The sequence below is a fragment of the Rhodococcus sp. PSBB066 genome, assembly GCF_017068255.1.
Lineage (GTDB): Bacteria > Actinomycetota > Actinomycetes > Mycobacteriales > Mycobacteriaceae > Rhodococcus > Rhodococcus aetherivorans.
On the sequence record NZ_CP070859.1, the window covers coordinates 5,867,517 to 5,880,060 of the forward strand.

The window sequence follows — 12,544 nt, forward strand, 5'->3', positions numbered from 1 at the left end:
GAGTGCTGGGTACCCTGGCCGCGTGCACACCCCCGGCCCCCGCATCCTCGTAGTCGACGACGAAGCCGCCCTGGCGAAGGTGGTGGCCAGCTATCTCGAACGGGAGGGCTTCGAGGTCGCGCTCGCCTACGACGGACCGACGGCCGTCGCGCTGGCTCGGCAGACGGACCCGGTGCTCGTGGTGCTCGACCTGATGCTGCCGGGATTCGACGGCATCGAGGTGTGCCGGCAGCTGCGGACCTTCTCGGACGCGTACGTGCTCATGCTCACCGCCCGTGGCGACGAGGTGGACAAGGTGATCGGCCTGTCGGTGGGCGCCGACGACTACGTCGTGAAGCCTTTCGGGCCACGGGAGCTCGTCGCCCGGGTGCGTGCCATGCTGCGCCGGCCCCGCAGTGGCACCGCGGCGGAGGCACCGCGCCGGATCGGCGGGCTCGTCGTCGATCCGGTGTCGCGCACCGTCTCGGTCGACGACGCGCCGGTGGAGCTGACACGCACGGAATTCGATGTGCTGCTGGCACTTTCGGATCGACCTTCGGCGGCGCTCTCACGCCGGCAGATCATCGACGAGGTGTGGGGGCCGAACTGGTTCGGCGACGAGCACATCGTCGACGTCCACATCCGCGCCCTGCGCCGCAAGCTCGGCGACGATGCCGCCGCCCCGCGCTTCGTCCGGACCGTGCGCGGGGTCGGGTATGCGATGGAGGCCGCGCGGTGAACCGGCTGGGACTGCGCGGGCGGCTGCTGATCGCGCAACTGCTCGTGCTGTTCGTCGGGGCCGCGACGCTCACCGTCGTCGCGACGCTGGTGGCCGCCCCGCTGTTCCACTACCACCTCGCCCACGCGGGCGTGGAGGACACGCAGGTCCGCCTTCACACCGAGGAGGCGTTCGCGCAGGCCGGGGCGGTCGCGCTCGCCGCCGGGGCAGCCGTCGCGCTCGGTGCCGCGGCGATCACGTCCGTGGTCCTGGTGCGCCGCATCACCGCGCCGGTGGGCCGGCTGGTGGAGGCCGCGGGCCACGTCGCCCGCGGCCGCTACGACGTGCCGATCACCCGGTCCGGCGACGCGGACTTCGCCCGGCTCGAGAACGCCTTCGCCGACATGGCGGGCCGCCTGCACAGCACGGAGCTCTCACGACGCCGGCTGCTCGACGATCTCGCCCACGAACTGCGCACACCCGTGGCCACGCTCGAGGCCTACCTCGAGGGCATCGAGGACGACGTACTGCCCGCCGACGCCACCTCGTGGCAGGTGATGCACCACCAGCTCGACCGGCTGCGGCGTCTCGTGTCGGACCTGTCCGACCTCTCCGCGGCGGACGAGCACGCGCTCGCCCTGCACCCCGAGGAGGGCGACCTCGCCGCGGCGGTGACGGCATCGGTCTCGGCCGCGGCACCGCGGTTCGCCGACAAGCAGGTCGGGCTCGGGACGGAGCTGCCCGAGGCGCTGCCGCCGGTCCGGTTCGATTCGCAGCGAGTGGCGCAGATCCTGGCGAACCTGCTCGAGAACGCCCTGCGTCACACGCCGGCCGGGGGCCGGGTGGTCGTCACGTGCGAGCGCGCGGACCGGGCGGCCGTGCGGGTGCGGGTCCGCGACACGGGCGACGGCATCCCCGCGGATCAGCTCGACGCGGTGTTCGAGCGGTTCCACCGGATCGATCCGGCCCGCAGCCCCGGCGGCAGCGGCCTGGGCCTGACCATCGCGCGCAGTCTCGCCCGCGCCCACGGCGGCAATCTCACGGCCGCGAGCGACGGGCCGGGGCGCGGTGCCCGCTTCGACCTGACCCTGCCCACGAACGGGAATCAGGCGGAGACGACCGCGTCGAGAACGCTGTAGAACATGCCGAGCCCGTCGTCGCTGGGACCGGTGAGCGCTTCGGTGGCGTGCTCGGGGTGCGGCATCAGGCCGACGACGCGGCCGTTCGCCGACGAGATGCCCGCGATGCCGCGCTGGGAGCCGTTCGGGTTGTCGCCGGCGTAGCGGAACACCACGCGGCCCTCACCCTCGAGTTCGTCCAGCACCTTCTCCGAGGCCTGGAACCGGCCCTCACCCGACTTGAGGGGCACCAGGATCTCGGCCCCGGCCTCGTAGCGGGTGGTCCACGCGGTGGTGTTCGACTCCACCTTCAGCCACTGGTCGCGGCAGATGAAGTGCAGGCCCTCGTTGCGGGTGAGGGCCCCCGGCAGCAGACCCGCCTCGCACAGCACCTGGAAGCCGTTGCAGATGCCGAGCACCGGCATCCCGCCCCGAGCGGCCTCGACGACCTTGCCCATGACCGGGGCGAACCGCGCGATGGCGCCGCAGCGCAGGTAGTCGCCGTAGGAGAAGCCACCCGGCACGATGACCGCGTCGACTCCCCTCAGGTCGGCGTCGCCGTGCCAGAGGCTGACGGCCTCACCGCCGGCGAGTTCGACGGCGCGGGCCGCATCGATGTCGTCGAGCGTGCCCGGGAAGGTGATGACTCCGACGCGGGCACTCATGCGTCACCGTCGATCCGCCGCACGGTCCAGTCCTCGATGACCGTGTTGGCGAGCAGAGCCTCGGCGATCTTCTCGACCTCGGCGTCGTCGACGCTGCCGTCGACCTCGAGCTCGAAGCGCTTTCCCTGACGGACGTCGGACACGCCCGCGAAGCCCAGTCGCGACAGCGCCCCGACAATGGCCTGGCCCTGAGGATCGAGAATCTCGGCCTTGGGCATGACTTCGACGACGACACGAGCCACGTGCTGCTCCTCGGTAGTAGTGCTGGCGCCCGGGGACGGACACCGGACAGCCCGCAGTTTACCGGCCGACCCGAGCCGGTCCGGAATCGGCAGGGCCCGACGCCGGCGGCCCCGTCACGGCTGTGGCGGCCCCGGCTCGGCGAGCGACGCCGTGAAGTTCTCGACGATCTCGGCCGCGAGGGTGCGGACCTTGACGTTCGTCGCCTGCGACATCGCCGACAGCTGCGCGAACGCGGTGTCCGCGTCGACCCGGTGCGCTGCCATGAGCAGGCCCACGGCCCGGCTCGTGACACTCCGTGTGTCCAAGGCGGTCCGGAGCGAGGCGGCCTCGCGCTCGCCGGCGGCGAGCAACGCCTCCCGCAGCCGCGACATCTCCAGGTGCACGCGGACCCGGGCGATCAGCTCGCTGGGATGGAACGGCTTGACGACGTAGTCGTCGGCACCGGCCCGCAGCCCCTCGACGGCGGACTCCGATCCGGCCCGGGCCGTGAGCAGGATCACCGGCAGCCGCACCAGCCGTTCGTCGCCCCGCACGTCCTGCAGCAGCGACAACCCGCTACGTCCGGGCAGCATGACGTCGCTGAGGAGCAGGTCGGGAACCTCCGTCCGGATCCGCTCGAGCGCGGACTCGGCGTCGGCGGTGACGTCGACGTGCCAACCCTGCGCGGCGAGCAGGTCGACGAGATGGTCACGCATGTCCGCGTTGTCCTCGACGAGGAGCAGGCGCGGTTGCCCCTCGCGCGGTCCGGCGCCGGGGGTCGCGACGGGCCGCCACGCCTCGGCCTCCCCCAGATACGCCGCGCCGGCGGACGCCACGACGTCGTCCGCGGCGCGTGGTGCCGGCTGCGCGCTCGGCACCGCGGGCACCGTCACCGTGAACACCGAGCCGTGCGGGGCGACGGCGTCGACGGACACCGAACCACCCAGGGCGGCAACGAATTGCGCGACAAGAGACAGCCCGATGCCCGAGCCCTCGCGGCTGCGGCCGGACCGGTCGCCGATCTGGTAGAAGCGGTCGAAGATCTTGCCCCGCTCGGCCTCCGCGATGCCTGTGCCGGTGTCGGCGACACGCAGCACCAGGTTCGCCCCGTCACCCCGCAGGGACACGGCGACCGATCCCTCCGGCGTGAACTTCATCGCGTTGGACAGCAGGTTCAGCACGATGTGCGTCCACATCGCCCGGTCGGTCGCCACGTACCGGGTCGGCACATTGTCGACGTCGACGAGGAGCGCGAGCCCCGCGCGGTCCGCGGCGTCGCGGAACAGTTCGGCGGCCTCGCGCGTCACCGCGACGATGTCGGTGGGCTCGGTGTGGGCGTCGAGCCGGCAGGCGTCCCCACGCGCAACGTCGAGCAGCATGTCGACGAGCCGCTGCAGGCGCAGGGCGGCCCGCCGCGCCGCCGCGACGGCGTCGACCTGGGCGGGTGGCAGCGCGGCGGCGTGCTCGTCGAGCAGGGTCTGCAGCGGCCCGAGGAGCAGCGTCAGCGGGGTGCGGAACTCGTGGCTGACGTTCTCGAAGAACCGGCTCTTGGCGGCGTCGAGCTCGGCGAGTTCGGCCGCACGCCGGCGTTCGGCCTCGTAGGCCTGCGCATCGGACAGGGCCGTGGACACGCGGACCGCGACCATATCGAGGAACACCCGGTACTGCTCGTTCAGCTCGCGGAACCGGCTGATGCCGAGCACGAGGGAGCCGGCCGGGCCACCAGCGGAGACCGGGAGCGGCAGGACCACCGCGGTGTCGCCGTCGCGGCCGAGGTCCGCGATGGTCTCGGCCTTGCCGGACTCGGCGACCCGGGCGATCACCTCCGGCAGGTCCGACGCGGCGCCGGGAGCGGTGCCGAACTCGGCGACCGTCACCGTCACCTCGTCGCGGCACAGGTGGGCACTGCCGAACGGCAGATCGTCCTCGTGGCCGGCGAGCAGGCCGAGCGCAGCCCGGCAGGCATCGTCGGCGGTATCGGTCTCCGTCATCGAGAGCTGGCCGAGTTCCCGCAGGACGGCGGCCCGGCGCTCGGCGAGCACCTGCTCGGTGACGTCCGTGGTGGCGACGAAGATGCCCGCGACGGTGCCGTCGGCGGCCCGGACGGGGCTGTAGGAGAACGTCCAGTACGTCTCTTCCGTGTAGCCGAATCGGTGCATGAACAACTGCATCCGCTCCGACAGGGTCGGCTCCCCGCGTTGCGCCTGGGCGAAGAGGGCGCCGACGAAGTCCCAGATCTCGCCCCAGCACTCGGAGGCCCGCTGGGCGACCGCCGCCGGAAACTTCTCGCCGAGGAGGGGCCGGAAGGCGTCGTTGAAGATCTGCACCAGTTCGGGGCCCCAGCACAGCAGCATGGGCACCCGCGACGGAACGACGGTCCGCACGGCCGCCGTCAGTTCGGGAGGCCAGGTGTCGATCGGCCCCAGCGCGGTCGACGCCCAGTCGGCGGCGCGGTGGGCGGTCGCGGTGGGATCCGATTCCGGGAACAGGGCGCGGGCCGAAGTCTCGTCGTTCACCTCGGTGTCGCCTCACATCCTTGCCGTCGGTCCTGTCGGAGGTTCTCAGGATAAAGCGGGCCGGCCCGCCGCTTTCCGGGCCTTGTCCCGCCCCGACGGCACGCGGCATTCCTGAAGATTCGATGAAGAGCACGTCCCGCCCTGGCGGTTCAATACCCCTAGGGGGTATAAATGGGGTGCACCCACGCAGAGGAGAATCGCGATGACCCGGCTCCTGCCCCTGACCGACACGGCCAGCGGCTGCCGCTGCGGCAGCCACCCCACCGAACCGACCGGACCGAGCAGTGAGGACCCCCGAATGAACACCCAGGCCTTCCCCGTCGTCGGCATGACCTGCGGCCACTGCGCCGGCGCCGTCACCGAGGAACTGCGCGCCCTGCCCGGCGTCGAGGACGTACACGTCGAACTGGTCGCGGGCGGCGTCTCCACCGTCACGGTGACCAGCGTCGACGGAATCGACGACGAGGCCGTCGCCACCGCGCTCGACGAGGCCGGCGACTACCGCCTCGCCCCGCAGTGACCCGCCGACCCGAGAAGGGACCCGCCCATGACCACGGGTGAGATGGTGCACGAGGTAGAACTCTCGATCGGCGGCATGACCTGCGCCTCCTGCGCGGCGCGCATCGAGAAGAAGCTCAACCGGATGGACGGCGTGACCGCCACCGTCAACTACGCGACGGAGAAGGCGAAGGTCACCTATGCGCACGGGGTCGCCCACGACGACCTCGTCGCGACGGTCGAGGCGACCGGCTACACCGCCGCGCTCCCCGCCCCGCCCCGGGCCGAGGAGGCCACCGAGGCCGCCCCCGAACCGGACGAGGCCGCCGCCTGGCGTCAGCGCCTGACCGTCTCCGCGGTCCTCACCGTGCCGGTGGTACTGCTGTCGATGATCCCGGCGCTGCAGTTCGACAACTGGCAGTGGCTGACCCTGACCCTCGCCTCCCCCGTCGTGGTGTGGGGGGCACTGCCGTTCCACCGCGCCGCCTGGACCAACGCCCGCCACGGCGCCGCCACGATGGACACCCTCATCTCCGTCGGCGTCACGGCCGCGTACCTCTGGTCGCTGTGGGCGTTGTTCTTCACCCACGCCGGCATGACCGGGATGCGGATGACGTTCGACCTGCTCCCCACCGGAAGCTCCGAGCCGCACATCTATCTCGAGGTCGCCGCCGCCGTCACCACCTTCATTCTCGCGGGGCGCTATTTCGAGGCCCGCGCCAAGCGGCAGTCGGGCGCGGCCCTGCGGGCACTGCTCGACATGGGCGCCAAGGACGTCGCCGTGCTGGGCGACGGTGACACCGAAACCCGGATCCCGATCGGCCGGCTCACCGTCGGCGACCGGTTCGTCGTGCGTCCCGGCGAGAAGATCGCCACCGACGGCGTCGTCGTCTCCGGCACCTCCGCCGTCGACGCGTCGATGCTCACCGGCGAACCCGTGCCCGTCGAGGTCGGGCCCGCGGACCCCGTCGTCGGCGCGACCGTCAACGCCGGCGGCCGGCTCGTGGTCCGCGCGACCCGCGTCGGCGCCGACACCCAGCTCGCTCAGATGGCGCGGCTGGTGACGGAGGCGCAGAACGGCAAGGCCGAGGTGCAGCGGCTCGCCGACCGGGTGTCGGCGGTGTTCGTCCCGATCGTCATCGGGCTGTCGCTGCTCACCCTCGCCGGCTGGCTCCTCACGGGCAACTCGGTGACCGCGGCGTTCACCGCTGCCGTCGCAGTACTGATCATCGCCTGCCCCTGCGCGCTGGGCCTCGCGACCCCGACCGCACTGCTCGTCGGCACCGGCCGCGGCGCCCAGCTCGGCATCCTGATCAAGGGACCGCAGATCCTCGAATCCACCCGCCGCGTCGACACCGTCGTGCTCGACAAGACGGGCACCGTCACCACCGGCCGCATGGCCGTGGCCGCGGTGCACGCGGCGGACGGCGGCTCCGAGGACGAGGCGCTGCACCTGGCGGGGTCGCTCGAGCACGCCTCCGAGCACCCCATCGGGCGCGCCGTCGCCGACCGGGCCGCGGCCACCGGGGCTCTCTCACCGGTGGAAAGCTTCGAAAACCACGGTGGACGAGGGGTTTCCGGTGTCGTCGACGGACACGCCGTGCTCGCGGGCCGGCTGTCCTGGCTGCGCGACGAGTGGTCGCTGACCGCGCCCGAATCGCTGCGACGGAGCGCCGGGGCCGCCGAGGCCGAGGGCCGCACACCGGTGTGGATCGCCTGGGACGGGCGCATCCGGGCGATCGTCGTCGTCTCCGACACCATCAAGGACACCTCCGCGTCGGCGATCGCCGATCTGCGCGAACTCGGCCTGCGGCCGGTGCTGCTCACCGGCGACAACCGCAGCGCCGCCGAGACCGTCGCGAAGCAGGTCGGCATCGACGAGGTCATCGCCGAGGTCCTGCCCGCCGACAAGGTCGACGTGGTCAAGAGGCTGCAGGAAGAGGGCCGGGTCGTCGCCATGATCGGCGACGGCGTCAACGACGCGGCCGCCCTCGCCCAGGCAGACCTCGGACTGGCGATGGGCACCGGCACCGACGTCGCGATCGAGGCCTCCGACCTGACGCTCGTGCGCGGCGACCTGCGGGCCGCTCCCGACGCGATCCGGCTCGCCCGCGCGACCCTGCGCACCATCAAGGGCAACCTGTTCTGGGCGTTCGCCTACAACGTCGCGGCCCTGCCGCTCGCGGCGCTCGGGTTGCTCAACCCGCTGATCGCCGGCGCGGCGATGGCGTTCAGCTCGGTGTTCGTGGTCAGCAACAGCCTGCGGCTGCGGCGGTTCAGCCCCCGCTGAGGCCCGCACCCACGACGCGCTGCCGGCGGAAGGTCTCCGATTCGCCGGCAGCGCGTCGTCGTGCTGTGTCACGCTCGTGCCATGGAGGCGGAGCGGGACCAGCTGCTGCTCACGGTGCGTAACCTCGCCCGGTTCCACCGCGAGCACGAGAAGTTCTATTCCGAATCGCCGTTCCACGACGTGATCCGGCTGCACCGCAGCTCACGTGCCCTGAAGGCGCTCGCCGAGCGGTGGTCGGTCGTCGCACCACTCGAACGGACGTCGCCGAGCCCGTTCGCCGGCGCGCCCGACCTCAACGACGATCGGGCCACCGAGACGCTCGGCATCCTGTTCATGGAGAGCGGCGACGAACCCGCCGAGATCACCAGACTGAAGGCCGACCTCGGGGCGCTCGCCGAGGCGAACCGGACGACCGGGCAGTGGCTCGCCGACGCCATGGCGACCGCCTGGGACGTGCTCGAGGCGCTGCTGGCCTACCCGGGCCTGGCGGACCTGCTCGCCGAACGGCACCGCATCGTCACCAACGACTGGCAGTGCGCGACGACGGCCCAACTCGTCGCCCGCAACCTCGACCGGGCGGTCGCGATCCTGGGACGCATCGACTTCACCGCAGCCGCCCTGCGCGCGGACCTCGCCGGGGACCGCATCGCGCCACGTTACGTCTTCTCGGCCGCGGAAATGATCGACCACGCCGCCGATCTCGCGGCGCAGAGCGCGGTGCTCACGCACGAGAACGAGCGGCGCTGGCGGATCTTCCACGATCGGGTCGAGCAGATCGTCGCCGGCCCGGAGCCGTAGCACCGGCCGCTCAGCACCCCTGCGTGTCGAGGAGGACACAGTCCCACGTGACGGTCCGCTCCGCCGGGATGCGGCCACCGCCCTCCCACAGCGTCGGCGGCCCGGACGGGTGCACCGAATACCAGCCCGGATACCGGGTCGGCGTGCGATTCGCGAGCTGGGTGATCCAGCCCCGGCGCACGATCCGGCCCCGCGCGGTCGGCACCGTGCGGTGGAACACACCGAGGTAGCGGTCGTAGAGCAGGCAGCCGGAGACCGTGTCCCGCCCGTCCTCCGGATATCCGGGCGGGAGCAGCGCCGACACCCCGTCGCCGAGGTGCGCGACCCGGTCGAACCCACCCGGCGTGCTCGCCGGGACCCGCTCGACGTGAGCGGGCAGGTTCCGGCTGATCAGTTCCGGCGGCAGCATGTGCGGCAGGCACCACTCGGTCGTGCCCTCGATCGTGTCCCCGACGTGCAGCCGTTCGTAGCCGGGTTCGAGGTCGACGAGCATCCAGATCCTCACGCCCGCCACCCTCGCCGACCGGCCGGCACCCGAGCGAGCGGACCCGAGGGCGCAGCAGTGTTCCCGTCGTTACCGACCCGGGCACCGATCGGAGTCGGCTCGGTGAAACGATGCATCATCACAGCCCGGTGCACTCGACGAAGGCCCGGAGGGCGACGCCTCCGGGCACCGGGATACCGTGCGGCCGCCCTACCCGCCGCGGGCGCTGCCGTCACGGATTCCGCTGCGACGTCACCCGATCCAGCACGCCAGCTCGTCGGCGCGCGGATCGGCCACCACCGGATCACCCTCACCGCCGAACACCCGGACCGGCCGCGAGGCACCGATCGGCGCCCATCCCGGACCTCCCGTGGTCGCGAACTGCACCCAGGCGCGGTGCATCTCGTCGGCGAGGGCCTGCGGGGGCCGATCGCCGGTGAGCCGGTGGGAGACGTCGAGGCGGTCGAAGACGAACGCGATCTCGAGGGCATGGCACGCCCGCAGATCCTGCACCGGGCTCGGCCAGGCGAACTCGTACAACCACGCCGTGCCACCGCGGCGGGCGACCGCGTCGGCCAGGGTGACCGTGCCCGACCGGAAGGCGTAATCGGTGAGGACGGCGGCGAGCACGTCGCCGGGAGTCGCGCCCGGCCGGTGGGCCGCGTACAGGTCGGCGAGCGCGGGATCGATCCCGTACCGCTGCAGGACGAACGGCAGGTTGTCGTCGGTGATCGCCGCGGCGATACCGGTCGGCACCAGGAAGAAGCGGAACTCGTCCGTGGTCGTGCCGGCCAGCACCGGCACACCCGTGCCCGCTCCGGCGGCGATCGCGTCGATCGGCAACGACGGCAGAATCTCCCCGTCGATCGTCGGGAACATGCTCATCACGCCCAAGCCGCGCTGCACCACCGACCCGCCCCACCGGGCCGGGTCCGGATTCTGGGCGAGGTCGAGCCCGAGAGCGTCCTGGGCCGCCTGCAGGACGTCCGGGGCGAGGGCCCCGAACGCCTCGGCCGTGGCCGGCACACCCAGGCGGTCGGCGAGGACAGCCCCCACCCGGCGCGCGTCCTCGAGGTCCGAGGCGGCCGTGGCGTTGCCGCTCTGCACGACGGCGCGGTGGAACAGTCCGCTCGCGGCGGGCGAGGCCAGCAACGTGGCCACGCTCATCCCGCCCGCCGACTCGCCGAACACCGTCACGTTGTCCGGGTTGCCGCCGAAGGCCCGGATGTTGTCCTGCACCCAGCGCAGCGCGGCGAGCTGATCCAGCAGGCCACGATTGTCCGGCGCGCCGTCGAGCGACAGGAACCCGGTGACGCCGAGCCGGTAGTTGATGCCGACCAGCACCACACCGTCGCGCGCGAAGGCGCGTCCGTCGTAACTGTCGATCCGGTTCGAGCCGCGGGTGAACGCGCCACCGTGGATCCACACCATCACCGGCAACCCGGAGGCGCCCGGATCGGGTGTCCACACGGACAGATTCAGGCACTCGTCGCCGGGTGCGATGACGTTGCCGAGCAATGCGGCCGCCGGAGCGGCGTACGGCGCCTGAGGGCAGGTGGGGCCGGGCGCGGTGGCGTCGCGGACACCGTCCCAACGCGGCGCCGGGCCCGGGGCCGCGAACCGCACCGCCCCCACCGGGGCGGCCGCGTACGGAATGCCCAGAAAGGCCCACACTCCGTCGGTCGGCGTGCCCCGAACCGTTCCCCCGGTCGTCTGCACCGTATCCGTCATGCCCCGATCCTCTCCTCGCAGCTCCTCACAACGCCACCCACCCGAGCGAATGTATCGCTGATCTCCGTAGGCCGACGGAAAGTCACATTCGCTCGGTCCGACGGCTCCTATGCTGAGTTGGACGGTCGTCGACTTTCCGCCCAGCCGAGGAGGCGCGGCATGCGAGCACTGGTGGTGTACGAATCGATGTTCGGGAACACCCGTCACGTGGCGGAAGCCGTCGCGCGCGGGCTGGGACCGGCGGACGCGGTGCGCACGGTCCCCGTGACGCAGGCGCATGAGGAGAACCTGTCCGAATACGACCTGGTGGTCGTCGGCGGCCCGACGCATGCGCACGGCATGAGCCGGGAGTCGACGCGCCACGGCGCGGTCGAGCAGGCCGAGAAACCCGACAGCGGGCTGACGCTCGAGCCGGACGCCGAGAGCGAGGGCGTCCGCGAGTGGCTCGATTCGCTGCCCGCCGGCGGCGGGAAGGCCGCATCGTTCGACACGCGCATCGACATGGCGGCCGTCCTGACCGGGCGCGCCGGCAAGGGCATCGCCAAGAAGCTGCGCAAGCACGGGTTCGAACTCGTCGCCGATCCGGAGAGCTTCCTCGTCGACAAGCAGTCGAAGCTCGAGCCCGGCGAGGAGGATCGGGCCGAGCAGTGGGGCCGCTCGCTCGCCCAGCAGGCAGCGAGCGGGTCCGAGGAGCTGCGCTGACCCGCCCGCGGGCCGAGCGAATGTATCGCTCATCTCCGTAGGCCGACGGAACGATACATTCGCTCGGCGCAACCCGGACGCGAGATCGCTCGGCGCGCCGCCGCACGCGACGGTCCATCCTCGGGTGCATGCGACTGACCCACTTCAGACATTCCTGCCTGCTCGTGGAGCACCTGGGCGCGACGATCCTGTTCGACCCGGGGAATTTCTCGCACGGCTTCGAGGGCATCACGGGGCTCGACGCGATCCTGGTCACCCATCAGCACCCGGACCACGCCGACCCGGCGCGACTGCCGGCGCTGGTGGAGGCCAACCCGGGGGCCGCCCTGTACGCGGACCCGCAGACCGCCGCTCAGCTGGGCGGCGGCTGGAAGGCCGTGCTCCCGGGCGACGCATTCACCGTCGGCGACGTGCGCGTGCGCGGCACCGGAGGCCGGCACGCCGTCATCCACCCGGAACTGCCGGTCATCGACAACACCGCCTATCTGCTCGGCGACGCCGAGAACCCGGCGCGGCTGCTGCATCCGGGCGATTCGCTGTACATCCCGAACGAAGAGGTCGACGTGCTCGCGCTGCCCGCCGCGGCACCGTGGCTGAAGATCTGGGAGTCGGTGGACTATCTGCGCGCGGTCAATCCGCGGGTGGCCGTGCCGATCCACCAGGGCATCGTCGCGGAGCAGGCCACCGGCATCTTCTACGGCCGTTACTCCGAGATGGCGCCGGAGGGCACCGAGTTCCGGGTGCTGCCCGCCGAGGATTCGGTCGAGGCGTAACCGCCGGTGCGTCCTTTGGGCTGCAGTAGCCGCCCAAAGGACGCACCGGC

At 72.1% G+C, this 12,544-nt stretch carries 12 protein-coding genes; 7 read left to right on the forward strand and 5 right to left on the reverse strand.

The genetic code is table 11. The features are described 5' to 3' along the window. Positions 1–22: 22 nt before the first annotated feature. Entirely contained in the window at positions 23–718 is a 696-nt protein-coding gene (locus tag JYA75_RS26780) for a response regulator transcription factor (RefSeq protein ID WP_006940326.1), read from the forward strand. Then, positions 715–1,836, forward strand: a complete 1,122-nt coding sequence (locus JYA75_RS26785; protein ID WP_006940328.1) for an ATP-binding protein — start codon at positions 715–717, stop codon at positions 1,834–1,836. The genes JYA75_RS26780 and JYA75_RS26785 overlap by 4 nt, the downstream gene beginning before the upstream one ends. On the opposite strand, the gene purQ is transcribed toward JYA75_RS26785, so the two are convergent. From purQ to JYA75_RS26800, 3 genes are all read right to left on the reverse strand, one after another. Beyond that, complete coding sequence (gene purQ, locus JYA75_RS26790) at positions 1,803–2,480, reverse strand: phosphoribosylformylglycinamidine synthase subunit PurQ (RefSeq protein ID WP_006940330.1); 678 nt, start codon at positions 2,478–2,480, stop codon at positions 1,803–1,805. The genes JYA75_RS26785 and purQ overlap by 34 nt on opposite strands. Next, the gene (purS, locus tag JYA75_RS26795; RefSeq protein ID WP_006940332.1) at positions 2,477–2,722 is read right to left on the reverse strand and encodes a phosphoribosylformylglycinamidine synthase subunit PurS; all 246 of its coding nucleotides are present in this window, start codon (positions 2,720–2,722) and stop codon (positions 2,477–2,479) included. The genes purQ and purS overlap by 4 nt, the downstream gene beginning before the upstream one ends. A 114-nt stretch (positions 2,723–2,836) precedes the next feature. After that, a complete protein-coding gene (locus JYA75_RS26800) occupies positions 2,837–5,218 on the reverse strand; it encodes a PAS domain-containing hybrid sensor histidine kinase/response regulator (RefSeq protein WP_203329534.1) in 2,382 nt (793 codons plus the stop codon). A gap of 202 nt (positions 5,219–5,420) precedes the next feature. On the opposite strand from JYA75_RS26800, the gene JYA75_RS26805 reads away from it, so the two are divergent. The 3 genes from JYA75_RS26805 to JYA75_RS26815 all read left to right on the forward strand — a co-directional run bounded on the left by JYA75_RS26805 (position 5,421) and on the right by JYA75_RS26815 (position 8,804). Further along, positions 5,421–5,738 (forward strand): heavy-metal-associated domain-containing protein, encoded by a 318-nt coding sequence (locus JYA75_RS26805; protein WP_006940337.1) that lies wholly within the window; start codon positions 5,421–5,423, stop codon positions 5,736–5,738. 27 nt (positions 5,739–5,765) lie between these two features. Further along, positions 5,766–8,006, forward strand: coding sequence for a heavy metal translocating P-type ATPase (locus JYA75_RS26810; RefSeq protein WP_203329535.1), 2,241 nt, complete (start codon positions 5,766–5,768; stop codon positions 8,004–8,006). An 81-nt stretch (positions 8,007–8,087) separates the two neighbouring features. Further along, positions 8,088–8,804, forward strand: a complete 717-nt coding sequence (locus JYA75_RS26815; RefSeq protein ID WP_006940340.1) for a hypothetical protein — start codon at positions 8,088–8,090, stop codon at positions 8,802–8,804. A 10-nt stretch (positions 8,805–8,814) separates the two neighbouring features. Here the strand turns inward: JYA75_RS26815 and JYA75_RS26820 are convergent, their stop codons facing one another. Next, positions 8,815–9,309: a hypothetical protein gene (locus tag JYA75_RS26820; RefSeq protein WP_231771966.1), complete on the reverse strand. Its 495-nt coding sequence runs from the start codon at positions 9,307–9,309 to the stop codon at positions 8,815–8,817. 231 nt (positions 9,310–9,540) lie between these two features. Further along, entirely contained in the window at positions 9,541–11,019 is a 1,479-nt protein-coding gene (locus JYA75_RS26825; protein ID WP_065922983.1) for a carboxylesterase family protein, read from the reverse strand. 159 nt (positions 11,020–11,178) lie between these two features. On the opposite strand from JYA75_RS26825, the gene JYA75_RS26830 reads away from it, so the two are divergent. Continuing rightward, entirely contained in the window at positions 11,179–11,721 is a 543-nt protein-coding gene (locus JYA75_RS26830; protein WP_029541426.1) for a flavodoxin domain-containing protein, read from the forward strand. Between the two features lie 128 nt (positions 11,722–11,849). Continuing rightward, positions 11,850–12,494, forward strand: a complete 645-nt coding sequence (locus JYA75_RS26835) for an MBL fold metallo-hydrolase (RefSeq protein ID WP_203329536.1) — start codon at positions 11,850–11,852, stop codon at positions 12,492–12,494. Positions 12,495–12,544: the final 50 nt, after the last annotated feature.